At 67.9% G+C, this 25,238-nt stretch carries 15 protein-coding genes and 1 other RNA gene; 6 read left to right on the forward strand and 10 right to left on the reverse strand.

The window, feature by feature from the left end:
- Positions 1 to 348 precede the first annotated feature (348 nt).
- The 5 genes from ESB00_RS19215 to ESB00_RS19235 form a co-directional block, all read right to left on the reverse strand.
- Complete coding sequence (locus ESB00_RS19215) at positions 349 to 1,200, reverse strand: sialate O-acetylesterase (protein ID WP_129049848.1); 852 nt, start codon at positions 1,198 to 1,200, stop codon at positions 349 to 351.
- Positions 1,201 to 1,208: 8 nt separating this feature from the next.
- Complete coding sequence (locus tag ESB00_RS19220; RefSeq protein WP_164976327.1) at positions 1,209 to 2,540, reverse strand: DUF3237 family protein; 1,332 nt, start codon at positions 2,538 to 2,540, stop codon at positions 1,209 to 1,211.
- Positions 2,541 to 2,678: 138 nt separating this feature from the next.
- Entirely contained in the window at positions 2,679 to 4,781 is a 2,103-nt protein-coding gene (locus ESB00_RS19225) for a glycoside hydrolase family 43 protein (protein ID WP_129049850.1), read from the reverse strand.
- Positions 4,782 to 5,033: 252 nt separating this feature from the next.
- A complete protein-coding gene (locus ESB00_RS19230) occupies positions 5,034 to 7,025 on the reverse strand; it encodes an alpha-L-arabinofuranosidase C-terminal domain-containing protein (RefSeq protein ID WP_129049851.1) in 1,992 nt (663 codons plus the stop codon).
- Between the two features lie 125 nt (positions 7,026 to 7,150).
- Complete coding sequence (locus tag ESB00_RS19235) at positions 7,151 to 8,167, reverse strand: glycoside hydrolase family 43 protein (protein ID WP_129049852.1); 1,017 nt, start codon at positions 8,165 to 8,167, stop codon at positions 7,151 to 7,153.
- Between the two features lie 179 nt (positions 8,168 to 8,346).
- Between ESB00_RS19235 and ESB00_RS19240 the strand changes: the two genes are divergently transcribed.
- Complete coding sequence (locus tag ESB00_RS19240; RefSeq protein ID WP_129049853.1) at positions 8,347 to 10,674, forward strand: glycoside hydrolase family 95 protein; 2,328 nt, start codon at positions 8,347 to 8,349, stop codon at positions 10,672 to 10,674.
- A 225-nt stretch (positions 10,675 to 10,899) separates the two neighbouring features.
- Here the strand turns inward: ESB00_RS19240 and ESB00_RS19245 are convergent, their stop codons facing one another.
- Positions 10,900 to 11,538 carry a 3-keto-disaccharide hydrolase gene (locus ESB00_RS19245; protein WP_164976328.1) on the reverse strand — a complete coding sequence of 213 codons (639 nt, stop codon included), beginning with the start codon at positions 11,536 to 11,538 and terminating at the stop codon, positions 10,900 to 10,902.
- A gap of 225 nt (positions 11,539 to 11,763) precedes the next feature.
- Between ESB00_RS19245 and ssrA the strand changes: the two genes are divergently transcribed.
- Positions 11,764 to 12,115, forward strand: a transfer-messenger RNA (tmRNA) gene (gene ssrA / locus ESB00_RS19250).
- A 267-nt stretch (positions 12,116 to 12,382) separates the two neighbouring features.
- The gene (locus tag ESB00_RS19255; protein WP_129049855.1) at positions 12,383 to 14,266 is read left to right on the forward strand and encodes an Ig-like domain-containing protein; all 1,884 of its coding nucleotides are present in this window, start codon (positions 12,383 to 12,385) and stop codon (positions 14,264 to 14,266) included.
- A 137-nt stretch (positions 14,267 to 14,403) separates the two neighbouring features.
- Here the strand turns inward: ESB00_RS19255 and ESB00_RS19260 are convergent, their stop codons facing one another.
- On the reverse strand, positions 14,404 to 14,943 hold the full coding sequence (locus ESB00_RS19260; RefSeq protein WP_164976329.1) for a YkgJ family cysteine cluster protein: 540 nt from the start codon (positions 14,941 to 14,943) through the stop codon (positions 14,404 to 14,406).
- A gap of 79 nt (positions 14,944 to 15,022) precedes the next feature.
- Positions 15,023 to 16,048, reverse strand: a complete 1,026-nt coding sequence (locus ESB00_RS19265) for a transposase (protein ID WP_129049857.1) — start codon at positions 16,046 to 16,048, stop codon at positions 15,023 to 15,025.
- A 130-nt stretch (positions 16,049 to 16,178) separates the two neighbouring features.
- Here ESB00_RS19265 and ESB00_RS19270 point away from each other — a divergent pair, with 130 nt between their 5' ends.
- From ESB00_RS19270 to ESB00_RS19280, 3 genes are all read left to right on the forward strand, one after another.
- The gene (locus ESB00_RS19270; RefSeq protein WP_129049858.1) at positions 16,179 to 19,280 is read left to right on the forward strand and encodes an ATP-binding protein; all 3,102 of its coding nucleotides are present in this window, start codon (positions 16,179 to 16,181) and stop codon (positions 19,278 to 19,280) included.
- Positions 19,277 to 19,909 (forward strand): response regulator, encoded by a 633-nt coding sequence (locus ESB00_RS19275; protein ID WP_129049859.1) that lies wholly within the window; start codon positions 19,277 to 19,279, stop codon positions 19,907 to 19,909. Before ESB00_RS19270 ends, ESB00_RS19275 begins: the two co-directional genes overlap by 4 nt.
- A gap of 220 nt (positions 19,910 to 20,129) precedes the next feature.
- Positions 20,130 to 21,218: a LacI family DNA-binding transcriptional regulator gene (locus tag ESB00_RS19280; protein WP_129049860.1), complete on the forward strand. Its 1,089-nt coding sequence runs from the start codon at positions 20,130 to 20,132 to the stop codon at positions 21,216 to 21,218.
- 5 nt (positions 21,219 to 21,223) lie between these two features.
- On the opposite strand, the gene ESB00_RS19285 is transcribed toward ESB00_RS19280, so the two are convergent.
- Positions 21,224 to 22,489 carry a hypothetical protein gene (locus tag ESB00_RS19285; RefSeq protein ID WP_129049861.1) on the reverse strand — a complete coding sequence of 422 codons (1,266 nt, stop codon included), beginning with the start codon at positions 22,487 to 22,489 and terminating at the stop codon, positions 21,224 to 21,226.
- A 43-nt stretch (positions 22,490 to 22,532) separates the two neighbouring features.
- Positions 22,533 to 25,238, reverse strand: coding sequence for a beta-galactosidase GalB (gene galB, locus ESB00_RS19290; RefSeq protein ID WP_129049862.1), 2,706 nt, complete (start codon positions 25,236 to 25,238; stop codon positions 22,533 to 22,535).

The following is a 25,238-nucleotide window of genomic DNA, read 5'->3' on the forward strand; positions in this document are numbered from 1 at the left end:
CCAAGATCGCCGCTTCCGGCGTAAGGTAGCCCGGTTCGTGCTCCCACCGAGCAACCCGGCGAATGTTCGTAATACGAACATTGGTCGGGGAACGTTACTCTGGGACACCCGGCCCAATGTTCGTATTACGAACATTGGCGGGTGGAGTTGTGGTGTGCGGGCGGCGGAAAAGCCGAACCGATGGAAATGGTGGGCAGGGGTTGGGATCAGGCCGACTTGGATGACATCGACCCTGGGCGCGAGACACGCTGCGGGACGTTCGCGCCGGGGCTTTCGCTCATTGCTCCAAGCACTGGAGGGCTGGCCTTACGGCGTGCCCGCCCGCTAAGACGCGGGGTCTCCCTCGAATCAGCGTGCTGGCACGGCGACACGCAGAAGCGGCCGCATCTTCTCCGCGTAGCGCCGGCCGAGCTCGCGGTAACCCGCGGGGCTGAAGTGCAGCTTGTCGCCGACCGCTTCACAACCGTCGGAGGAAACGAAGTGCGCGGTCGGGATGAGCTTGGGCAGGTCGGCGATGACGGGGTTCATGCTTGCGCATTTGCCCTGCTGGTCGGCGGGCACCAGGCCGCCCACGAGCAGCGGCACCTCCGCGGCGTTCAGGCCGAGGTCGGCGAGCAGCTTTTCATAGACCGCCTTCACCTTGGTGGACCACGCGGGGTCGCCGACGTTGGACTCGCCCTGGTGCAGGAGAATGCCGCGGATGACGCCCGACTGCTGGGCGACGCGCGCCATGTCCACGAGGCGCTGGTAGGGATTGCCGGCGTAGGCGTTGAGCGCGCCCTTCATCCACGCGGGCGCGTTGGGGATGTATTCGGGAAAAGCCTCCGGGTTGAAGAGTTCGATCTTGCAACCGCCGACCGAGACGTTGACCACGCCGACGCGATGATCCGCGGGCAGCGCGGCCACGAGCGTGCGGCCGAAATAATCCGCCGGGCTCATGCCGGAATTCGGGCGGCAGAGCGGCGGCACGGCCGGATACCATTTGCCCTGCTCGCGACCCAGCGCAGGGAAATCCACCGCGGCCAGCACCTGGAAACGGGGTTCCGCGTAGGACTTTTCCTCGGCGGGAATACCGGGGAAGCCTTCCATGTTCGACTGCCCGAGGCAGAGGAACACGTGGAAATTCTTGTCTTGGGCGCGGGCGACGGCGCCCGCGAGGAGCAAACCGGCCAGCAGCAGGCGGCAGAGCGAGGTTTTCATGGAAAAAATCAGAGGACGCGAAACACGCGGATGATGACGGTGCCCGCGCGCGGTCCGCCGGCGATGGAGCTGACGAACTGCGACTGGTTGAGCCAGGCGTGCGGGCCGTCCGGCGCCTCGAAGCGCAAGGCCGTGCGCATGTAGGCGCCGCCGGCGGCGATGACACCCTGGTTGCGCACAATGATGACGGTGCCGTCTTCGGCGCGCACCGAATAAAGCGCGTCGGCCTCGACCACGCCGTCGGGCCGGATCGTCTGCCAGTCGGCCCCGCCGGGCAGAATCGTGCCGCGCAGCCTCGGGCCGGCGAACGTGCCGCCGGTGATGGGAATGTAGAGCCGGCCGCCGCGCGGCGTCGGGCCGACGTTCACCGGCGCGTCGATGGACACGACCGCCTCATAGACAAACTCGGTCTGCAACGGCGCGACCACGGGCGGCGGCAACGAGATCTCGCCGCGGACGGAGATTTTTTCCGCCGTGGGAAAATCCGCCGGCACGGGGAAATCGGGGGTGCGGCCGGCGAGCCACTGGAGCGCGCGGACCACCACGGTCTGCAGGCCGGCGCACCGCATGCGCGCAGGCTGCGTGTCGCCCTTCCACACGTGGCCAAAGGTCGAAGTATAGACGCGGCCCTTCCCGTAGGCAACGGTCCACTCGAGCGGCCACGACTGCTGCGTGCGCGGGTCATGGCCGTGGGACAGCACCTCGAGGTTCTGCGCCGGACCGCGCGCGAAGTAATAGACCTCGATGTCGGGCGTGAGCCATTCGCGGGGCAGGCCGGCATGGATCGGGTGGTCGCCGAGGCGTTTCACGACCGTATCAAGGCGGGCGCCGTGGCCGGTGTCGCCGCCTTCCCCCGCCGGAATGCGCACGACTTTCCCATCCGGCCCGACCGCGAGCGCCCAGCCGAAGTCGCGTTTCCGCCAGCCGAGGCCGATCATCTCGTTGTAGGCGGGCCAGCCGGCGAAGGCGTTGTTGCCCGCGTGCCACACATAAACGCCGCCGCCCTGGCGCACGTAGTTTTCAAAATCCTCCTCCACCGCGCGCGGCCAACGCGGGCCGCCGCCGAGATCGTTGCAGGTCTGGATGACGACATCGTAATCGGAAAACTTGGGCCGCCACGCGTCCCAGCCCGGCGCGTCCTTTGTGGGCGGCGCGGTCGAGACGCTCACGTCGAACAAGCACGTCGGTTCCAAGATGCCGCGGATGAGCGCGGTGGTGAGCTGCCAGTCGTGGTTGCTGTAGCCGTCCACGAGCAGCACGCGCACGCGCGACCCGGCAGCAAAGCCGGAAAGGGCGAGGAGCAAATAAACCCAACACGCGACGACGGCGCGTTTCTTCATGCAGGGGGGCATATCTGCGCGGCAGATTTCAGGATGGCGGTCATGGGGTGGGGCAAACGGCAAATAACTCAACCGCCACAAACGACCGCGTTCGAACTGTGCGTTGCTATCACTTTGGACGGAATCCCGGGGGCGGGCTTACTCTGCTGCGGCTTCGGTCCAGACGAGCACGGTGCCGTCCTTGCGGGTCGGCGACGTGCCGGGCCAGTCGGCGCCGTAGGGCTCGCCGGTGGTGGGGTCGAGGCCGACGAAACGATTCGTCTTCAGTGAGAGCAGCATGCACTGGCGGTCGCGCAGCATGTCCTGCCACATGAACAGGCTGGCCGCGGATTCCTGCTTCATCGGGCGCACGTCGGCGGAGAGGCCGGCGCCGACGACGGTGAGCCAGCCGCTGCCGTCCATCACTTCGAGCGCGACGCGGCCTTGGCCGCGATCGTGCACCCGGAAGCGCGCCTGCGCGCCGCTCGCCGGCTTCGAGCCGGGTTGCGCGGAGTGCAGCATGCCGTGCGGGTTGGCCCAGACGACGCTGCCGTGGGCGAGGTTCGTAAACGTGACGACCTTGCCAAGCGGGATGTTCTGCGAGCGGTCGGCGAGCGGCTCTTCCACCGTGAAGCTCGCGAAGTCGGCGTGGCCGCCCTCCTGGCCCGCGGTGTTGAACGCGAAGAGCCCGAGGCGCGTGCCCTGGAAGGTCTTCAGCTGATACGGCAGGCGGATCAGGCCGCCGATTTCGGTGAAGGTCTTCCCATCGATGCTGTAGCTGAAGCGCGCGAAGTCCTCGTCGTAATCGCCGGTGGCGCGCAGCCAAACACGAGGTGCGGCGAGCGGTTGCTCGATGGTTTCGTTCTTCAACTGCTCGTAGAAGCGCAGCACGTGGCCCGCGTCGGTGCGCACGACGCCGAGCGTGGCGAAAGGCATGTTGACCAATGCGAGACCGGCGGTGTCGCCGGGACGCAGGCCGGAGGCGTCGAGCTCGGCGGTGGCCACGGACACCGGACCGATGACGCGCTGCGTGAGCGTGTTTTTCGCCCAGAGGAACTGCGAGGCGGGCAGCGTGTGCAGGCGAAGCGCGCCGGGCTGGGCGGTGAGCGACCATTTCGCGTTCACCGGGTTGTGGTTCCATTGCCAGACGGGCAGCAGCTTCGGGGCGGTGAAGTCGTCGCTGCGCTGATAAGGTGCGTGTGGTTCGACCTTCGCGCTGACGGCGGGCTTGGTCCACGTGCGCGGGGTGCGGCCGAGGTTGCTGGGCAGGCCGAAATACGGCCACCCGTCCTGCCACGTGACGGGCGAGAGCGCGGTGGTGCGGCCGACAGAACGGAAATCCATCATCGAGAAGCCCCACCAGTCGCCGTTGGGCAGGTCCACGAGGCCGCCTTGGTGCAACGGCACGGCGCCGTGCTGGTTGCCGCCGGGAGGCGTGAGTTTGAAGGTGTCGCCGGGTTCCGGCACCTTCATGCCGAGGCCGATGGGATTAAGCAGCCAGCCGCGCTGGGTGCCGAGGGTTTCCTTGGCGGCAATAACGGCGGTCTCGTAGGGCCCATGCACGCGGTCGGCGCGCGCGGCCTGCATGCGGCCGGTGGGCGCGTAGTTGGCGCTGATGATGAAATACTTGCCCTTGATCTTGTAGATGTGGTGACCCTCGCCCATCGCGTGGCCGCGCGAGATGACGACGCGCTCGCTGCCCTCGATGAAGCCGCTGAGGTCGGGCTTGAACTCGATGACCTTCACCTCGTCATACCCGTAAACCGCGTAGATGCGTCCGTCGTCGTCGAACAGCACGGACAGGTCGTGGATGCCGGTTTTGATGGAGCGGTGCGCCCACGGGCCGGCGGGGTTGGTGGCGGTGAAGACCTGCAGGCTGTGGCCATTGACGTTGGAGAAGAGGTAAAACTTCCCGTCGTGGTAGCGAATGCACGGCGCCCAGATGCCCTGGCCGTAGGCCTCCTTGCCGCCCTCGAGGTTGAAATCGGGTCCGAGTTCGAGGCGGTCGAAGGCGTAGCTCAGAAATTTCCAGTTCACGAGGTCCTTGGAGTGCAGGACCACGAGGCCGGGCATCGCGTGCATCGTGGTGCCCGCGAGGTAGAAGTCCTCGCCCACGCGGATCAGGTCGGGATCGGAGAACTCGTCGTAGAACAGCGGGTTCGTGTAGGTGCCGTTGCCGTTGTCGGCGGTCCAGGAAGCCTCGGCGAGCGCCGAGGAGGAGAGCGTGAAGGCGAGTGTGAGGGTGGCGAGGAGGCGAAGCATGGGAGAAGGGAGATTGTTGTAGGGCGGGGTCTCCGAACCCCGCCTATATCGAATATTTGATAGGCCGACGGAGGTTTTCACCACACCCCGCCCTGCGGGCACCCCTCTCAAGAGGGGATTTTTTCGCTGCGAAAGTGCGGGTCCCCTCTATGTAGAGGGGTGGCGCGAAGCGACGGGGTGTGTAGAGTGGGCATTGCTGCATGTGAAATATGCAGGCTCCAAAGGCGGGGTTCGGAGACCCCGCCCTACAGGTTACAGGTTTGAGATGCGGAAGATCGTGAGCGAGTTGGCGGGGGCTTCGTAGGTGAAGTCGGCGGAGAGCGGCACGGTCTCCGTGACGGGGGCGACGGCCGGCGGGGCGCCGTCGGTGTTGACGACGTCGGCATCGGCGCCGCCGAAGACGGTGCGCTGTGCGGTGGCGGGCAGTTTCTTTGCGCCGGCGAGCTTGAGCGCAACGGGCTGGGCGGTGGCCTCGCCGTTGACGATCTTCACGATGAGATCGCCGCTCACGCTGTCGCGCACGGCGGAGGCGGTGAGCTTCGCGCCCGCGGGACCGGCTTCGAGCGCCACCGGCAGGGCGGCGTCGCCCATGTTGTGGCCGAAGAGCTTTTGCACGGTGTAGTTCAGGCTCGGGAAGACCTCGGTGGCGTTGAAGTAAATCATGTCGGGATGCCACTGTGTATGCTGGCGGCGGGCGAGCAGCGGCGCGTAGGAGGCGAGCAAGACGACATCGCCGTTGCGCTCGAGGCTGGTGAGGTGCGCGGCCTCGGCGATGGCGGTGCGCAGGGTGTTGCGGCGGTCCTTCTCGTGCGCGGCGTATTCGCCGAGATAAACCTTAGGGCCCTTGCGGTCGTAGTGGTCGTAGCGGGCGAGGTTGTCCCACATCCACTGCGGCGGGACGTAGTAATGCTCGTCCACCAGCGCGAGGTTCAGCTCGCGGGCAAAGGCCCAGCCTTGGTCGAAATCCTCGCCGCTCGCGAAGGGCCCGGAGGTGCCGATGACGGTGATCTCCGGATGCTTTTCCTTAAGCACGGCGTTGATCATCGCGAAGCGCTCCTTGAAGTCGGGCGTGATGGCGTCCTCGTTGCCAACGCCGAGATATTTCAGGCCGAAGGGCTCCGGATGGCCGGCGGCGGCGCGCACCGCGCCCCACTGCGAGGTGGCCGGGCCGTTGGCCCACTCGATGAGGTCGAGCACGTCCTGAATGTAGGCGGGCATCTGCTCCAGCGGCAGGCCCTCCTGGCCGCGGCCCGGCGAGTGGCCCGCGTGCTGGCAGCACACGCCGGCGGTCACGACGGGCAACGGAATCGCGCCGATGTCCGCGCAGAACTGGAAGTATTCGAAATACCCGAGGCCCATCGTCTGGTGATAACCCCAGGAGTTGCGCGCGGCGCGGCGCTGCTCGACCGGACCGACGGTGTCCTTCCAGTCGTAGTAGGCGTGGATGCCCGTGCCGTGCACGAGGCAGCCGCCGGGGAAGCGTACGAAACGCGGCTTCAGGTCGGCGATGGTCTGCGCGAGGTCGCGGCGCAGGCCGTTGGCGCGTCCCTTGAACGTGTCGCGCGGCAGCAGCGAAACCATGTCGAGGGCGAGCCCGCCCTGGTCGTGCGCGAGAAGGACAAAGCGCGCCTCGGGGTCGGAGCGCGACGGCGTGAGCGTGGCGGTGTGCTTGGTCCACGCGCGGCCGGAGACCGTGAACTTCGCCTCGGCGAGCACGCTGCCGTCCTTGGCCTCGAGACGGACGGTCACGGGCATCGGCTTCGACTGGTCACCCGGGCCCCACATGATGCCCATGTAGGCCTGGTAGGCCCAAAACGACGCCTCGTAGGCCTTGCCCGCCTCGAGTGGCAGTTGGTCGAAACCGCGGTTGGCGAGCCCGACGCCGGTGCCGGGCTTGGTGACGGTGAGGATGAGGTAGTGGGGATTGTTGACGTGGACCGGCCGCGAGTTGCCGAGTCCAAGGTGGCCCTCGCCCTCGCCGGTCTTGACGAGGTCCCAGAAGGAGAACGGTCCCCACTTGGCCTGCTCGGTCGGGCTGTATTCGAAGGAGCGGTTCTGGATCAGTTCGGCGTAGAGTCCGCCGTCGGCCGCGTAGTTGAGGTCCTCGAAGAAGATGCCGAAAAGTTCCGGGCTGATGGGCTTGGCTGGGGCGGCGAGATCCACCGTGAGTGTGCGCGGCGCGGCGGCGAAAACGGAGGCGGTGAAAGCAGCGGCGAGCAGACAGGCGGGGGTAAGGCGCTTCATGGGCGGGAGAGTGTTGGCTGTGAGACGGAAATTTCGAGCGACGGAAAAGGGGACCGTAACGTGGGGGCTTTTGTAGGGGCGTGGCTTGTCCACGCCCGCGGGTGCGCACAAGGCGCGCCCCTACATCAAGGCTTCAACTCCCCCTTCAGCCGCAGCGTGGAGCCGAGGTCCTCAACCTCGAAGAACCGGGCGCGCTCGACGCGGCGGTTGGGCTGGTGGATCACCATCACGAGGCGGCCGTCGAAGGTGTTGAACAGCATCGGGTGCCCGCCGTCGTCGGTCCAGAGCGGTTCGGCCTGCTGCTCCCACGGACCAAACACGCTGCCGCTCTTCGAGCGCGCGAGGCCGACGGCGTATTTGCTCGGCCCGTAGCTCGACCAGAGCATGAGCAGCGTGCCGTCCTTGGTGCGGTGCAGCCAGTTGCCGTCGCTCACGTAGGCGTGGTAGCGCTTGCCCTGGTAGAGTTCGCCGATGTCGCCGCGACAGCGCACCCACGGGCCCTCGGAGGCCGAGAAAAGGAACTTCGGCTCGCCGACGGCTTTTGCGAGATCGTCGCTGAGACGCACGATATCGAAACTGCCGTCGGTGATTTGCGCCCATTCGTGACAGAAGACCATGTAGGGCACGCCGTCCTCGACCCACAGGCTGCCGTCGAGTGCCATCCAGTCGGGCGGGGTCTGCGGGCCGCGCCCCAGCGGCTTGAAAGGCCCGAGCGGCGAATCGGCCACGAGGATCTCGGTGCCACGCTTCACATTCTGCGGACGGCCGGCGGGCGTCGGCAGCGTGTCCTTGGACGTGATGGTTACGAAGAGGTAATACTTCCCACGATACTCATGCACCTCCGGCGCCCACACCGTTTCGCGGCCCCAGTGGTCGGCGGGCACTTCCCACACGGGCACGGGATCCTCCCAGGTTTCGAGATCCTTGGTTTTGAAAACCATCACGGCCTTGCGCTCGATGTTGCCGTCGAAGATGCCCGACGTCGTCGTGCCGTAGATGTAGTAGGTCTGCGAGGCCGGATCGGGCAGCACGAACGGATCGCGGATGCGGACCTCCGCGCGTTGCACGGTGGCGGAGGCGGTCACGGCGAAGCCGCAGAGAAAGACGAACAAGGTGAACGCACGGACGCAAAACAGGGACATGGGGCGGAGGGGTTGGATGCTTCGGATGACTCCGGCCAGAGAAACAGGGGCTGTCCCGGCTAGCCAGCATCAAGGCCGCATCCAGCCTGGGCGCGGGTATTCCCGGGGGAGAGATGGAAATTCTGTCCGGCGGCGCGATGAGGGCTGGAAATTGGCGGCGTTCTGGTTTCCAAAAGGCCATGCGTCTCACCCCGTCGCCCCGTCTCTTCGCGTTGATTGCCGGCCTGTGCGTGTCGCTCGTCACCGCCGTCGCCAACCCCGATCTCACGCTCCGCTACACACGCCCCGCCGCCGAATGGGTCGAGGCGCTGCCGGTCGGCAACGGCCGCCTCGGCGCCATGGTCTTCGGCGGCATCCATCAGGAACGTCTCCAGCTGAACGAGGATACGCTGTGGGCCGGCGGCCCCTACGATCCCGCCAACCCCGAGGCGCTCGCCGCCCTGCCGGAAATCCGCCGGCTCATCGCCGCGGGCGACCACGAGGCCGCCCAGAAGCTGACGCAGCAGAAGTTCATGGCGAAGCCGATGACCCAGATGCCGTATCAGACCGTCGGCGACCTGATGTTCACCTTCTCCGGCGGCGAACCCGCCGCGACCTACCACCGCGAGCTCAACCTCGACACCGCCGTCGCCACGACGCGGCTCACCATCGGCAACGGCCCCTGGGGCACGGTTCGTTTTTCCGAGGTCTTCGCCAGCCCGGTGGACAACGTGATCGTGATGCGCGTCACCGCCACCGCACCCAACCGGCCCGACCAGGGCCGCCTCACCTTCACGCTCGGCGCGTCGAGCCACCAGCACGCCACCAGCAAGACCGAGGGCGAGGACACGCTTCTGCTCGACGGCCGCAATGGCGCCTCCGCCGGCATCGCGGGTGCGCTTAAGTTCCAGGCCCGCATCAAGGTCATCCCCGACGGCGGCAATCTTCGCGCCGACGGCCAACAGCTGCACGTCAGCGGCGCGCGCTCCGCCCTCGTGCTCATCGCCGCGGCCACAAGCTTCAAGAAATACGACGATGTGAGCGGCGACCCCGACGCCCTCAACCGGGCCACGCTCGCCACCGCGTCCGCCAAGACCTACGACCAGCTGCTCGCCGCCCACGTCGCGGAACACCATCGCCTCTTCCGCCGCGTGTCGCTCGACCTCGGCCGCACCCCCGCCGCCGATTTGCCGACCGACGAGCGCGTGCGCCGCTTCGCCACCGGCGACGACCCGGCGCTGGCCACGCTCTTTTTCCAATACGGGCGCTACCTCCTCATCAGCAGCTCCCGCCCCGGCACGCAGCCCGCCAACCTGCAGGGCATCTGGAACGACAGCCTCACCCCGCCGTGGGGCAGCAAATACACGATCAACATCAACACCGAGATGAACTATTGGCCGGCCGAGATCACGAACCTCGCCGAGCTCACCGAACCGCTGTTCGGGATGATCCGCGACCTGAGCGAGACTGGTGCGAAGATGGCGAAGGCCCATTACAACGCGAACGGCTGGGTGACCCACCACAACACCGACCTCTGGCGCGCGACCGGTCCGATCGACGGCGCGATGTGGGGCATGTGGCCCACGGGCGGTGCCTGGCTTTGCACCCATCTGTGGGAGCATTACCTGTTCTCCGGCGACCGCGACTTCCTCGCCCGCGCCTACCCGCTCATGAAGGGCTCGGCCCAGTTCTTCCTCGACGCGCTCGTGCCCGCGGGCGACCACCTCGTCACCAGCCCGTCCAACTCCCCCGAGAATGCCCACCGCCCGGGTGTTTCGATCGCGGCCGGTCCCGCCATGGACAACCAGATCCTGCGCGACCTCTTCATGGCCTGCATCAAGTCGTCGGAAATCCTCGGCGTGGACGCCGACTTCCGCGCGAAGCTCATCGCCACGCGCGCCAAATTCCCGCCCGACAAGATCGGCGCGCAGGGCCAGCTGCAGGAATGGATGGAAGACTGGGATGCCGGCGCCCCCGAGCAGCACCACCGCCACACCTCGCACCTCTACGCCCTCTACCCCAGCGACCAGATCGACATCCTGAAGAATCCCGAATTCGCCGCGGCGGCCCGCCGCTCGCTGGTGCTGCGCGGCGACGACGCCACCGGCTGGGCCATCGGCTGGCGCATCAACCTCTGGGCCCGCTTGCATGAGGGCGAACGCGCGATGGACATTTTGCGGCTCCTGCTCCGCCCCGAGCGGACCTACCCCAACCTCTTCGATGCGCACCCGCCCTTCCAGATCGACGGTAACTTCGGCGGCACCGCCGGTATCGCCGAGATGCTGCTCCAGTCACACGGCGGCCAGCTTCAGTTCCTCCCCGCCCTGCCCAAGGCCTGGCCCACCGGCAGCGTGAAAGGCCTCCGCGCTCGCGGTGGCTTCGAGATCAAGGAACTCGCGTGGAAGGACGGCAAGCTGACCAAGGCGGAGATCCTCTCCACCCTCGGCGGCGAAGTCACCCTACGCTACGCGGGCAAGGTTGCCACCCGTTCGACGAAAGCGGGCGAGATCTTCGTGTTCATGCCGTAAGGTGGGAGCCAATCCGGTTTAACCCAGAGGTCGCAGAGAACACGGAGCGCAGGGTGGCGCCCGTTGCCTGTTTCTACGAACCGGCGGGCCTTGAGCCTGTCGAAACGACTCCTGAACGCGCGGAGGGCGCCCGCACCACCACGAATTACGGCACGGAGGGCAGGTCTCCGCTCCGGCCGCATCCAATCCGGTCGTTGCGGAGACCGACCCTCCAAAACTACCGCCTTACTGCTCTGCGATGCGCAGGTTGCGGAACTCGACCTTCATCTCCACGCCGCCGTGGATTTGGAGGCCGAGCGGGGCGGCGCCGGAGAACTTGGGGTCGGTGTATTCCGAGGCCTTGGTGCCGTTGATCCAGCAGGTGAAGGTGTCGCCCTTCGCCTGAATCCGGAACGTGTTCCACTGGCCTTCGGGGTGCATGAGCTCCTTCGCCGTCTTGGCCTGGCCGGCCTCGGGATAGGCCGGTTTGCCGCCGGTGTAGAAGCTGCCGGTCATGTCCACGCGGAGGCTGCCCGAGACGCCGAGCTGCAACTGGAGGCGGGGCTGGCGCATCTCGATGCCCGTGTCCACGCCACGGGGCGTGGTCGTGGTCCAGCGCACATCGAACTCCAGGACAAAGTCGCCGTAGGCCTTTTCCGTCCAAAGATAGTGCCCGGTCTTGGCCGCATCGTTTTCGCCGACGAGCACGCCGTCCTCAATCCGCCAGAACGCCGCCGCGCCCTCGCGCTTGAAGCCGCTCAGATCCTTGCCGTTGAACAGCGGCACCCACTGCGGCTCCGTAGCCGCACCCTCCGATGCCGCGCGGACGGGGGCGAGGAGGACGACGAGCAGGAGGGGCAGGACCGAGCAAAATCGTGTTTTCAAAGGAAGCGGGGTTGCGGCTGGCCAGATAGTATCGCGCGGTTTTCGCCAACCACAACCCCTCAGGTGGCGAGCCGATCGGTGGTGGTGAGGGGAGTTGAACCCCTGCGCCCCGGTGCTTGCATTCTGCCACGCCGGGGGGCAAGTTACCCGACCTGTTCTTTGACGGCGCACGACGTCAGCGGTCCTCTTGTCACCTGTGACTTGATCCTTGTTACTTTCCCTTTTGGGGGTGTTCCGGATTCGACCCTTGGTTGGAGTGCGCGGCTGCCTTTGGAGAGTCGGGGGACTCTCTTTAATCCACCCTCGAAAAAACAAACGGCAACAACGAAGAAATGCTCATGGCGGCTTAATGCCCGTCACGTTCTCACTCTGACTCCTGCTAGGGGCTGAGAACGACGACAGCAGGAATAGCGGTGAGGGCCATCGTGACCTCGCCGCCGTATCTTCAACCACGGTTGGCTGGTCGGGGAGCGCGCGTTGAAGCGCCCCGGTCGGCGAGATCAAACCAACGCTATAAAGGTAGATGCCGTGCGCGAAGGCCCGGGGCACAGGGGTTCAACTCCCCTCACCTCCACCATTTGCTCCCGCAGCCCGCGCCCGACCGGCGCGGGCTTCTTTGTCGGCGCCGCTCCCCGCATGGTTTCCCCGGATGCAAAAAGTCCGTTAACCCCGCGGCTCGCGCGGACCGGCGCCCCCAAGTTCCGCCGCGGACGGAACTTAATCGCCGGCCGGCTGTTCGTAGTCAGGACGCCGGACCGCGGCGCGGGCGCACCATTTATCGGTGTGCATCCCGCGCTGACATCGGTTGAACTGCTCCCCGCGAGTCCGACACCTCCTCCTTCCCATGAACAAGCATTCGAAATTCTCCCTCCCCGCGTGGCTGCGCACCCTGTGCCTGGTGTCCCTGCTGGCCGGTCTGCCCGGCTTCGCCGCAGCGAACACCGCCGCCGACGTGATCGTCTCGACGACCCCCATGAAGCTCGTGGCCGAGGGCGCCGGCGTGCACGGCCAGCTCGCGGTGGCCAAGGAGGTCATCAGCCCCGAAACCGGCGGCGACCTGGTTTACACGATCACGGTCGAGCCGTTGCACGGCCGCGTCGGCCTGGCCGGCGGCGACGACGAGGATTTCTACAAGAACAAGAGCGGTCGTCTCGGTTATTTCGCCTACCAGCCGCGCGAGGCCTATGTCGGCGAAGACTCGTTCACCTACACCGTGCGCAACGAAACCTCGGGCCTGGTCTTCCAGAACCGGGTCGTGATCGAGGTGAAGCCCGCCGCTCCGCTCGTGCTCGAAACGCTGGTCATCACCGCGCCCCGCGAGCGCGCGCTCGCCGAGCACGCCGTCGCCATCACCACCCGGCCCAACATGTCCGTCACCCGCCAGGTGCCCAGTCATGCGAACTTCCTGCCCGCGGACGCCCGCGCCGCCCTCGCCGACCCTCGGGTCGCGTTTGTCCTGGCCGAGGAGGCCCGCCCGCAGCACGGCACGGCCCGCCTCGACCGCGCCACCGGCCAGCTGACCTACAACCCGAACCCCGGCTTCATCGGCGAGGACCGCTTCAACTACTACACCTTCGACGAGCACAACCCGGCCGTCGGCATGGAGAACGTCGTCATCGTCTCCGTCGAACCCATCCGCGAGCCGAAGCACATCACCGCGGACCGCACCAAGAGCCGCGAGGTGGACCTCGTGTTCGTGATCAACAACTCGCCCTCGATGGCCCAGCACCAGGCGCGCATCGCCGAGAACCTCCGGCGCTTCCGCTCGCTCTTCGACGAGCGCGACCTCGACTACCGCATCGGCGTGCTCACGACCGACTTCGTCAACGCCGACGCCGGCCGCCGCGACCGGCAGTATTTCAAGAAGGTCCGCTCCGTGCAGCTCGACGCCGCCGGCAACCCCGTGCTCGACCGCAAGCAGCGGCCGAAACCGGCCACCAAGCAGGTGGCCAGCAACGGCTCGCTCGTGACGCTGCCCGTGCTGCCGCAGCCCTGGGTCACGCCACAGACGCCCGACGGCGTGTTCGCCGAGCTCGTGAAGGTCGGCACCAACGGCGACAGCAACCGCACGGCCTTCACGTCGGTGTATAATTTCGTCGCCCGATACCACAGCAAGGAGCACGCGTTCCTGCGCCCCGATGCCACGACCATCGTGGTCTATTTCATGGATGAGGAGGAGACCCGCATGGCGGTCTGGAAGGAATTGGCGAAGCCGACGGCCGAAGGCACGCGCGAGGCGGAGTGGATCCAGAACGGCAAGCTGCCCGAGCTCCTCAACCAGTTCAACGCCCGCAACCCCGAGAAGCGCCAGACGCTCGACGGCTACATCAACTACTGGGTGTTGCGCCCCTTCATCATCGTGAAGGGCAACAAGCGCGGAAAGATCGAGATGCACGCCGTGGTTTCGCCCGGCAACGTCTCGCACCGCCGCGCGGCCGAGCTCACCGGCGGCACGGTGCTGAACATCAACAGCGACTTCTCCGCCCCGCTCGCCGAACTCGGCGACCGCATCGCCGACACCGTCGCCGTCGCCCTCGACCCGGTGCCGCCCGGCTCAACCCTCTACAAGAAGAGCCTGCGCGTGCTCGTGAACGGCCAGGAAGTGAAGCCCGACTCCGCCAATGGCTGGGTTTACGACGAACTCACCCACAGCATCCGTTTCCAGGGCGCCGCCAAGAAACAAGCCTTCGCCGCCAAGATCGACATCCGCTACGAGGAACACCACTGAGCAGAGCGGAAGCACGGAGATGCGTCGTGAATCCCGCTTTGCGGGAGGAGCAGCGCGAGGCTGGCCGCGAGTGAGTCTCCAAAGGCGGCCGGTGCGGAGACCGGCCCTCCACGAAAGGAAGCGCGACTCGGTTGCGCCTACTTTGCGGACGGCTGCGGCGGCCGGGTGTAGAATTTGTCGTGCGCGAGGAGTTTCAGGCGGTGCACGGCGAGGCTCAGGTCGGCGAAGGTCGCAAGCGCGGCCGGGTCGGCGGGCTGTTCCTCCATGCGGCATTGCATGCGGAAAAAGCGCTCGCCCAGGGCGCGCTGTTCGTCGGTGTCGCCGAGCTGAAGCAGGAGCTTCCGCACCCGGTCGGCAAGGCGCCGGGCTTTTTTGACCTGCCGCAGCGCGGCGGCGGGGTCGGTACGGCCAGCCTGCATTTCCTTGAAAACGCCGCACTCAAAGATGCGGCATTGGCGGGGCCGGTCCGCGTAGAGCCGGCAGGTGCGGTCCGCGCAGAGGGCCTTGCACGGCTGGGGAAAACGCCCGACAGGATTGCGGCCGCGGGAAAGGGTAACCGGCAGGCCCAGGGATTTCAGCCGCCGCACATCGTCACCGGGTTCGAGCTGCACGCCGTCGAAGAGCGTGCCGTCGCAACACAGGCCGCAGGCGAGGCAGAGTTGTTCGCTGGAAGTCACGCTCCAGCATCCGGCGGCCGCGGGGCGGAGGGCAAGCCCGGCCGGGCCCGAGGCCGGACGACTCCGAGTCAGGCCGGATTCAGCCCGCGCGCCGCGCGAGCGTCTTGAAACGCCGTTGCGCGTGGGCGGGCCAAGTTTGGCGCAGACGCGCGGCGACCAGCAGCATCAGGGTGGTGTCATCGAGTTCGGGGCCGAGCAGGCGCACGCGGGCCCGCACCTGGCCCAGGGGCTTGCGGAGGAAGCGGGCATCCCGCAGGTGCGCCTGTTGCCCAGGCGGAAAAGCGAGATGGCTGAAGAGCACGTCGTCGGTGTTTTCCAGCCAGGCCGCAACTTCCGTCTGGCCGTGCGTGCGCAACCGCAGGGTCAGCGCGGACCGCGCCGCACGCGCGGCGGCAGCCGCGGTGGCCGCGCGCAGCGAGGCGAAGCCGTCGGCCACGACGTGGACCAGCGCCGGCGGGACCTTGTAGAGGAGCTGTTCCTCCAACGTGCCGAGACAGACCTGAAAGCGGGCGCCGGGAAAATGGCGGTGCACGGCGCGGGGGAGATCCGGTTCGCTGCCGCCCACGACAATCTCCGCGGCCGGCAATCCGCGCCGGCGCAGGCCGGCCAACAGACCGGTCCACGGTTCCGCGCCCGGCGGCACGGCGGCGACGCCCAGCACCTCCAGGCCGCCGCGCGCATCGACGCCAACGGCAATCTGCACCGTCGTCTCGCGCGGCCCGGAAGGCGGTTTCTGGGTGAATGTGACCGCCTGCAAAAACAGACTGGTGCGCGGACGCGCGAGCGCCCGCTGGGTCCAGGCGGTGATCTCGCGGGCGACGGTGCGGGCCCGCGCGGCCAGCTCGGGCAAGCCCGAGTCCGCACCGAAGAGCCGGCACGCCGCGAGTTCCGCCTGCGCGGGGGAGACCCCGCCGTGAAAAAGCGCGAGCACCGTTTCCTCGAGGCCGGTGCGCCCCTGGTCGTAGCGTTGAAGGATGTCGTTCACCGTGGCCGAGAGCGGAGTGGCTGGCGTGGACTCGGATGCAAACGCCGCCACCGGGCGGGTGGGTGATGCGGCGCGCCCGGGCCGGGAGATCAGGCGGGAGGAAGCGGTGACCGGCGGCATGCCACGAGTCACGCAGCGGACCCGTGGCGAGCAAGATGACAGAGGTCCCAATCGCGCGTATAGCCTAGGTCATAGCCGCGGCGGGCGAAACATCTTGCGCCGGGATTCCGCGTGCGGGATTTTTTGCCGCATGCCCCCTCCCCGTGCCAGGCCGTGCGCACCCGCCGGCAGAGCACACGAACGATCCGGAACGCCGGACCGAAGCGCCTTCCGTCGTCCCGGCCGGCTGGGCCTTGGTCTCGCCGCGCTGTGCCTGGTCCTGACCGGCGGGCGGGCCGCCGATCCGGCGCCGGGCGGCGAACTCGGCCTGCCGTTCACGCGCTTCTATTCCTTTGAGGAAATCGGCAACGCCTCGCGCGGCATGCGCCTCGACTTCGACCCGCTGGGCCGCATCGCGGTGACCCGCGCCGGCTCCTGCATCGTGCTCAACGACACGAGCTGGATCGACATCGCGGACCGCGTGGGCAACGGCCGGGTGATGGAGCGGCTGGTCTTCAGTCCCACGAAGGACGCCTTTTACGGGGCCTTCGGCACCTGGGGTCACGCCCGGATGGAAACCGGCCGGCTGCGGCCGCAGGCCCTGACACCCGCCGATGCGCCGGCCTGGGCGCTGAAATCAAACTTCAACGAGCTGCTCGCGCTCCCCGAGGGCACCTATTTTGCGAGCCTCAACGGCCTCGTCTATTGGGACCGCGCCAGCGGCCGCCAAAGTTTTCTCGAGATCCCCGGCGTGGCCCGGCTGTTCCACCACCGCGGCCAACTCTACGTCTCCTCCTACGCCAAGGGCCTCTGTGCGGTGGACGTCGTCCGCGGGACGGTGCAAATGATCCGCGAACCGGTGCCCGAGGGCGCGGAGGTGGACCAGGTGGCGGCGTTCGACGCGGGGCGGGTGATCACCGCGAATGTCGCCGGATTGCTGCGGTTTTTCGACGGCCGGGATTTTTCCGCCTTCCCGGGCCCGTTGGGCGAACAGGCCCTGGGCCGCGTGGGCGCCCTGGTGCGGCTGCCCGACGGCAATCTCGCCGTGGCGGTCAACGGCAGCGGCGTCCACATCGTGGCCCCCGACGGCCGCGTCCTGCTGGCGCTGACCACCTCGGAGTATCAGCGCGTGACCGATCTCGCCTCGCGGGAGGACGGCGTGCTCTGGGTGGTGACGGAAACCGGCATCGAGAAAATCCTCTACAACAGCCCGCTCACCGTGTTCGGCCAACGGCAGGGCCTGTCACTGAGCTGGCCCCAGCTGGTGCGCTGGAACGATCGCATCGTGGTCGCCTCCGGCGGGCGGCTCTATGCGGCGATGGATGGACGCCCCGGCGAGACCACGCGTTTCCAGCTCATGGGCGAGCAGCCCGCTTCCGCCGTCTGGGCGGTCGCCACCGTGGGCGAAGAGCTGATCGTCGGCACCTACCAGGGCATCCACGTGCGCCGGCCGGGCGGGAAATTCGAGACGGTGCTGACCGGCATGGACGTTGCGCGGCTGGTGCCGGTGAACGACGTGCTCTACGCGCTCGGCGCCACGGAAATCACCGTGTTGCGCCGCACGGACGGGGTCTGGAAGGAATGCGCCCCGCGCGTGCCGGGCGTGGGTTACCCGATGATCGTGCACGGGTCCCGCCACGCCGCGTGGATGGAACTGGGCCCGAACCGCGCCGCGCGCGTGCGCCTGCACGACGGCCGCCTGCATGTGCGCGTGTTCGACGAATTTCCCTGGAAAGCGTCGCGCTGGATCAATGTCGGCTGGGCCGGCGACACGGTGGTCCTCACGGGCCTGCCGGACGGCCGCGTTTATTTCGACGAGGCGAGCGAGACCTTCATCCCGCGCCCGGAGCTGGGCCGGATGCTCGACCTGGCGCCCTTCCCGCTGAACCGCTTCCGGCAGGACGAGTCCGGCACGATCTGGGCGACGCATGACGACGGGTTGCTGACCCTCCGGGTGGAGAACGGGCAGCCGGTGTTCGACACCGGCAGCTTCGGTCGCATCAACGACCGGTTCCCGCTCGTGCAGCTGCTGCCCGGCGACGACGTCTGGCTGCTCACCGGGCAGTCGATCTACCACCTCAACCGGCATTTCGTGGCCGAGCCCAAGCCGGCCTTCCGCCCCGTCCTCGTTTCACTCGCCGCGGGCCGGGCCGGGCGCGAACTGCTGGAGCGGCCCGGTCCCCTGCCCGCGCTGCCGGTGCTGGCGCATGCGGACAACAGCCTCGTGCTGCGGTTTTTCGCCGGCAGCTACGCCTCGCGCCAGCCGCCGGTCTACGAGTTCCGCCTGCATCATGGCGCCGAAACCACCGTGGTGGTGGGCAACGGCTCCCTGCTCACGCTGAACAATCTCCCGGAGGGCCGCTACCGGCTCGAGGCGCGGTTGTCCGGCGCCGTCATTCCGGCCGGCCCGCCCCTGTTCGTCGAGTTCGCCATCGACCCGCCGTGGTATCGTACCTGGTATGCCTACGGCGGCTACCTGCTCGGCCTCGCGACCCTGCTCCGGCTGCTCCTGCGCTGGACCACCCAGCGGGCCCGCTCGCAGAACGTGATCCTGGAGCAGGTCGTGGCCGAGCGCACCGGCGAGCTGCGGATCGCGATGCAACGGCTGAACGACGAGACGCGCCAGACCGCCACCCTCGCCGAGCGCAACCGGCTCGCGGGCGAGATCCACGACAGCGTGCAGCAGGGCCTGAGCGGCCTGATGCTGCACCTCGACGCCACCCTGAAGCTGCCCGGCCTGCCCGAGCCGGTGCGCTCCCGCCTCAGCGTCGCCCGCAACATGGTCTCGTTCACGCGCCACGAGGTGCAGCATGCCGTGTGGGACATGGAATCGCCGATCCTTGAGGGCACGGAGCTGGGCGACGCGCTGAAGAAGATCACCGCGCTGATCGACCCGGGCGCGGCCGAGATGCAGGTGATCATCGAGGGTGCGCCCACCGGGCTGCCGTCGGCCACCAAGCACCACCTGCTGCGCATCGCCCAGGAGGCCATCACCAACGCCGTGCGCCACGCGGCCGCCCGCACCATCACCATCACCCTGATCTACGAGGCCGGCGGGGTGGCCCTGCGCGTGGCCGACGATGGCAACGGCTTCGTGCCGCAATCGGTGCTCAGCAGCGGCTTTGGTCATTTCGGCCTGCGCGGCCTGCGCGGACGCACCGAGAAGATCGGCGGCGAACTCCAGATCAACAGCACGCCCGGCCTGGGCACCGTGGTGTCCGTCGCGGTGCGCGCCCCGCTGCCCGTCGTATGAGCCACGCGAGCCGCAAAATCCGGATCCTGCTCGTGGACGACCACATCGTCCTGCGCATGGGCCTGGTCACGGCCGCCAACGGCGAGCCGGACATGGAAGTCGTGGCCGAGGCCGACAACGGGCTTGATGCGCTCCAAGCCTACCGGCAGCACCGGCCCGACGTGGTGGTGCTCGACCTGCGGATGCCGGGCATGGGCGGCACCGAGGTGATCCGCCGGCTGCGCGATGATTTCGGCGACGTGTGCGTGCTCGTCTTCAGCAACTATGCGAGCGGGGAGGAGGTCTTCCAGGCCTTCCGCGCCGGCGCGCGCGGGTTTGTGGTGAAGGACATGCCGCTGGAGCGCCTGCTCGAGGCGATCCGGCGGGTGCACGCCGGCGAGCAATACATCCCGCCGGAGATCTCGTCGCGCATGAGCGGCCGCGTGATCTCCCAGCTCTCCTCGCGCGAGGTCGAGGTGCTCTCGCTGGTCGCGAAAGGACTCAGCAACAAGGAAATTGCCGCCCGGCTCGACCTGGTGGAGGGCACGGTGAAGGTCCATCTCACCAACATTCTCGGCAAATTGCGCGTGGCGGACCGCACGCAGGCGATCCTCGCCGGCGTGAAGCAGGGCATCATCCAGCTGGAGTGATTTCCCGGGGTTTGGGCGGCCGGTGCACCGGACAAGCTCAACCGTTGATATAACTTTGGTCATGGGGGTGCCTTGACCACCGGGTGGTTGCGGGTGAATCGCCGAAGGCTGAACCCTTTGCGCGGAACTTGCCCCACCCCGCCATGCCTTCCGTCCGGTTCACCCCTGCCGCCCGGTTTTGCCGCTGCCCGTCAGCGGTAGCGTTCGCGCCCGTCCACCCATGAAGGAACGGGTCACGCAGACGGACATCGCGCGCGCCGCCGGGGTGCACAACACCACGGTTTCGCTTTCATTGCGCAACTCCCGGCTGATTCCGTTGGAGACGCGTGAACGCATCCAGTCCATCGCGCGTTCCTTGGGTTACTCGCCTGATCCGGCCCTGCGCGCCCTCGCCGCCTACCGCAACGCGTGCCGGCAACAGCGCCGCGCCGAGACGCTCGTCTACCTCACCCGGGGCGACACCCGGCAGGGCTGGCGCCAGTCGCCGGTGGAGGGGATTTATTTCACCGCCGCCGAGCGCCGGGCGACCGAGCTGGGTTTCAACTTCCGTCACATGTGGCTCGACGAACCGGGCATGAATCCCCGCCGCCTCGACCGCATGCTCGCGCATGAGGGCATCCGCTGCCTCCTGCTGGCCCCGCATCTGCCAATCGGCGAGACGCTGGACACGATGGACTGGTCGCGCCTCTGCGCCGTGCGGATCGGCAACTCCTCGCTGCTCGCGCCCGATCTCAACCAGGTTTCCACCGATGTCGGCGCGATCGTGCGGCTGGCCCTCCGCCAGGTGCTGCTCGCGGGTTACCAGCGACCCGGCCTGGTGCTGCCGCGCCGCACGGATGAGCTGGCGGACCGCACCTGGTCCGCGGCCTTCGGCGCGGAACAATACCGCCGCAACCTTCCCTCCCTCCCGGTGCTGCTGCTGCCCGACAGCCCGGTCGAATGCAGCCATGCCCTCGTCAGCTGGCATCGGCTGCACCGTCCCGATGTGGTTCTGGGCGTCAGCCCGCTGGTGCGGCCGCTCCTGCGGCAATCCGGATTCGAGGTGCCGGCGTCCGTCGCGTATGTGGACCTGCTGCTGCAGGACGTGCTCGGCACGCTCGCCGGCGTGCAGGGCAACCATGCCCGGATCGGCGAGCTGGCCGTCGAGCTGCTGAACGCCCAGCTGGAAAAAAACCAGTTCGGGCTGCCGACGGTTCCCACCATCACCTCCGTAGCCGGACGCTGGTGCGACGGGGCCTCCCTGCCCAGCCGGCGGCCCGCGACCGACGAACAGCCCGCCGCGATCCTGCCGGCCAATCTCGTGGCCTGACCCGGTCAGCGGACGGCCAGTCCGCCCAGAACCACCGGCACGATGGACTCGACCGGTTGGCCGGCGACGAGCGCCGGATTGTAGCGCAACGTTTTCAGCACCGCGGCGAGCGCGGCATCCGCCAAGGGTTTTTTGCCGTCGGCATCGCGGAAAGTCCCGGTCACGCGGCCGTCCTTGGCGACACGCACATGGCAGGTTTCCTTCAACTGCGCCGGATGAAGCGAGGCCCAGGCATCGAGCCGGAGCGCCGTGGTGATCAACGCAGCCGGAAGGGTCCGGCCCCTGTTGGCCGCGATGTATTCGATGACGCGGTACTCGCGCGCCTCCTCGTCGGACAGCGGCACACGGCGGGGAGACAAGGGAGTCGCGAGCTCCTTGGCCCCGTCGTAAACATGGACGTCGCAGCCTTCCAGGGTGTAACCGGGCGGAAATCCGCTTTGAAACACGGTCACGCGGCGCGTCTCGCCCGCGAGCATCGGACTGAGCGGATGCAGGTAAACCCACGGGCGCACCCGATCGGACCGGGTGCCGGGATCACGGAGCCGGGCGATGATCCCGCAGTAAGGCTGCGCGAGGTCCGACTCGGCGGTCACCGCAAACGACACCCGGATGGCGTCGTAGTTTTCCTCGCCGGACAAACGGGCCGACTGTGCGCCCACGTCGTAAACCTGGCTGTTGGGCGTGGCCAGGGCCTGGTTCAGATTCGCCTCGGCGGAAGCCTGGACGCTTTGGGCGCTGTTCAAGGCGCGGCGGGCATCGGCCATGTCCTCGGGATTGCTGGCGCCCGCCACCGCTCCGCTGGCCCCGGCCACCTGGAGATTGGCCCGGCGCAGATCGGCGTTGGCGAGATCCACGAACGCCGTCTGGCTCGCGGCGAGCGCCGCCGTCCGCGCGAGCTGGGCCGAGGGATCGGCGTCGGCCGAGTAAGCCCGCTCAAACTTGAAGTGGTCGAGCCCGACCTTGGCATCGGCCAACCGCAGGGTTTCGGTGACACGCAGGTTGGCGGTCTGCGCCAACGGCAACCGGACCGGCTTGCCCTCCGGCGCGATCACCACGGAAGCCGCGGTGACGCCCACGACCGGGTGGTAAGCGCGGCCCTTTTCCGCGGCGAGCTCCACTCCCATGAAGAGGACGTGGGTGGCCGAGGCATCCGCGCTGGCCGGACCGGTTGTCCGGTCGGCGGCGGCCACCGCGGTCGGCAGGAACGGGACGAGGACCAGCCAAAACGTGTTCCATGGCGGGACACGGAACGGAGCGACCGTGGTTTTCATGGGGAGGGGAGGTGGAATAGTGGCCCGGGCTACCGGTCCGGGTTCAGGGTATCGAAGTGAGCCGGGTTTCCGCGGGTCTCAAGCCCGCGCTGGTGGCCGTGAGCCGGATGTCGCCCGCCTGGCCGGGCCGGGCGCGGATGATGACGAGGCAGAGGCCGCTGAAGGCCTGGCGCGAGGGCGCGGGAAAGGCTTCAAGGTCGGTAGGGTCGCCGTTGTCGGTCGCGACAATTTCACCCGGGCCGGCGATGGTGAAGTTGACGCGGTTCGTGGCGCGCGGGGCGGTCTGCCCGGCCGAATCGGTCACCCGCACGGTGACAAACGACAGATCGTAGCCGTCGGCCCGGATCGTGGCGCGATCGGGCGACAACGCGAGGGCGGCGGGTTCGCCCGCGGTCTGCACCGTGTCGCGCGCCCACTCACGACCGGCCCGGTAGGCGACGACTTCCAGTTTGCCCGGCTCGTAGGTGACGTCGTCCCAGCGCAGGCGGTATTCGTAGGCGCCCTTCTTTTTCCGACCAAGCGAGCGGCCGTTGAGAAAGAGCTCGGCTTCGTCGCCGGACGTGAAGACATGCACGGGCGTGACCTGGCCGACGCGCTCCGGCCAGGTCCAGTGCGGGAGCAGGTGGGCCATCGGGTGGTCCGGCCGCCAACGCGCCTGGTAGAGCCAGAACCGATCCTTGGGGAAACCCGCGAGATCAATGATGCCGCAGTAGGAGCTGCGAGCGGAGTAGTAGGGCGTGGGCTCACCAAGGTAATCCCAGCCGGTCCACACGAATTCGCCCGCCACGTAGGGATGCCGGTCGAGCGAGCCGAAAACCTTGTCAGCCGTGGAGCCGAAGTCCACCGCGTGCAGTTCGTAGGCGGAGACGTGGTGGTTGCGCGAGTCCCCACCGCGGCCGTCGCGCACGGGGGCGCTGACCAGGGGCGAAACCGGGAACAAATAGACGCCGCGGCTGCTGAAGGCCGAAGCGCTTTCGCTGCTGATGATCAGCTTGCCGGGAAATCTGGCCCGGAAATGCGGATACTGCGGCGGCGTGCGGATGCGGTCCGTGCCCTCGAACTCGGGTTCCTGGCGGATGCCCTCGCCCTGGTAGTTGAGGTTGATGGCGTCCACGACCGCGGGCAGCGGCATGTCGGGCTTGGCCCAGTTCATCGCCGTGGTGGTCGGACGCGTGGGGTCCTCCTCGCGGGTGATGTCGTGCAATCGTTTCGCCACGGCCGCGCCGGCCGCGTCGGTGTATTGCTCGCCGACCTCGTTGCCGATGCTCCACATGATGACCGACGGGCTGTTGCGGTCGCGGCGGACGAGGGCGCGCAGGTCGGGCTCGGACCAGTCGGGGAAGATGAGGTGGAAATCGAGCGGCGTCTTGCGGCGCTCCCAGCAGTCGAAGGACTCGTTGATGACGAGGAAGCCCAGGCGGTCGGTGAGCTCGAGCAGCTCGGGCGCGGGCGGGTTGTGGCTCAGGCGGATCGCGTTGCAGCCCATGTCGCGGAGAATTTCCAACTGGCGCTCGGCCGCTCGCAGGTTGAAGGCCGCGCCCAGCGCACCGAGATCGTGATGCTGGTTCACCCCCTGGAGGCGGATGGGCTCGCCGTTCACGCGCACGCCACGCTCAGGGTCGAACTTCAGCTCGCGGATGCCGAATTTCGTCGCGTAGGTGTCGAGCACCTCACCGCCGCGCAGCACGCGCGTAACCGCGACGTAGCGATGCGGCGACTGCGTGGGTGGCGGACCCCAGAGGCGCGGATTGGCCAGGGTGAGCGTGCCGTGCGTGGCGGCGCGCTCGCCTGCTCCGACAGTCAGTTCGACCGGCGAAAAACTCGCCACGGCCCCGCCGCTGCGGGCGCCGGCCGCGTCGAGTTCGTAGATGTCCGTGGCCACGCTGACCGTGGCGGAGGCCGCGGCGGTGTTTGCCAGGGTGACCTCAAGGCTCACGGTGGCAGACTCCCCGGAAACCTGCGGCGTGGATACGAAGGTGCCCCACTGGTCCACGTGCACCGGCGACACCTTGGTAAGCCACACGTTCCGGTAGAGGCCGCCGCCCGGGTACCAGCGCGACGAGGCCGGCGGGTTGTCGAGACGGATGGCGAGCTGGTTGACGCCGCCGGGCACGGCGTAGGGCGTCAGATCCACGCGCCAGGAGGAATATCCGAACGGCCAGCCGCCCACGAGCCGGCCGTTGAGCCACACGGTCGCGTAAGACATGGCGCCGTCGATCTCGAGGAAGAGGCGTTTGCCCGCGTCGCTGGCGGGGAGGTCGAGCTTGCGGCGATACCAGCCAATGCCCCAGCTCGGCAGGCGGCCCATGCCCCCGACATCGCCCGTGCGAATGAACGGGCCGGCGATCGCCCAGTCATGCGGGAGACGCACTTCCGACCACGCGCGGTCATCGAACGCGGCCTGCACGTAAGGCACGTCGCCGCCGGGGTCGCCCGCCGGGCGCGCGTGGCGCTTCGCGGGATCCTTGATGAAGGCGTTGGCGGTCGGGAGAATCCAAGGCTTGAGCACGGTCTTTGCCTCGGCCGCGAGGCGCGCGGCCTCCTCGGGTTTGGCGTCGGCCGGACCGTCGTCGCGCCGCGAGCCGATCTCGGGGCGCACGTCGTAACGCAGGTCCACCGTGTTGCCGGCCGGGTCGCCCGACTGAAAGCGCCAGCCGTCGTTGAGCGGGAGGCGTTCACGCGGGGCCGCGCAAACCGCAGCGCCCAGACACAGGCAGAGAAAAACCGAGAAGCGGGTGCGGGTGATCAT

The sequence above is a fragment of the Oleiharenicola lentus genome (assembly GCF_004118375.1).
GTDB lineage: Bacteria > Verrucomicrobiota > Verrucomicrobiia > Opitutales > Opitutaceae > Lacunisphaera > Lacunisphaera lenta.

Excerpts from the sequence above, each read along its gene's own strand:
- ESB00_RS19235 (WP_129049852.1), bottom strand. The coding sequence starts at position 8,167 with ATGTCCCTGTTTTGCGTCCGTGCGTTCACCTTGTTCGTCTTTCTCTGC.
- ESB00_RS19230 (WP_129049851.1), bottom strand. The coding sequence starts at position 7,025 with ATGAAGCGCCTTACCCCCGCCTGTCTGCTCGCCGCTGCTTTCACCGCC.
- ESB00_RS19215 (WP_129049848.1), bottom strand. The coding sequence starts at position 1,200 with ATGAAAACCTCGCTCTGCCGCCTGCTGCTGGCCGGTTTGCTCCTCGCG.
- ESB00_RS19280 (WP_129049860.1), top strand. The coding sequence starts at position 20,130 with ATGAAGGAACGGGTCACGCAGACGGACATCGCGCGCGCCGCCGGGGTG.
- ESB00_RS19285 (WP_129049861.1), bottom strand. The coding sequence starts at position 22,489 with ATGAAAACCACGGTCGCTCCGTTCCGTGTCCCGCCATGGAACACGTTT.
- galB (WP_129049862.1), bottom strand. The coding sequence starts at position 25,238 with ATGATCACCCGCACCCGCTTCTCGGTTTTTCTCTGCCTGTGTCTGGGC.
- ESB00_RS19220 (WP_164976327.1), bottom strand. The coding sequence starts at position 2,540 with ATGAAGAAACGCGCCGTCGTCGCGTGTTGGGTTTATTTGCTCCTCGCC.
- ESB00_RS19270 (WP_129049858.1), top strand. The coding sequence starts at position 16,179 with ATGCCCCCTCCCCGTGCCAGGCCGTGCGCACCCGCCGGCAGAGCACAC.
- ESB00_RS19255 (WP_129049855.1), top strand. The coding sequence starts at position 12,383 with ATGAACAAGCATTCGAAATTCTCCCTCCCCGCGTGGCTGCGCACCCTG.
- ESB00_RS19225 (WP_129049850.1), bottom strand. The coding sequence starts at position 4,781 with ATGCTTCGCCTCCTCGCCACCCTCACACTCGCCTTCACGCTCTCCTCC.
- ESB00_RS19265 (WP_129049857.1), bottom strand. The coding sequence starts at position 16,048 with ATGCCGCCGGTCACCGCTTCCTCCCGCCTGATCTCCCGGCCCGGGCGC.
- ESB00_RS19275 (WP_129049859.1), top strand. The coding sequence starts at position 19,277 with ATGAGCCACGCGAGCCGCAAAATCCGGATCCTGCTCGTGGACGACCAC.
- ESB00_RS19240 (WP_129049853.1), top strand. The coding sequence starts at position 8,347 with ATGCGTCTCACCCCGTCGCCCCGTCTCTTCGCGTTGATTGCCGGCCTG.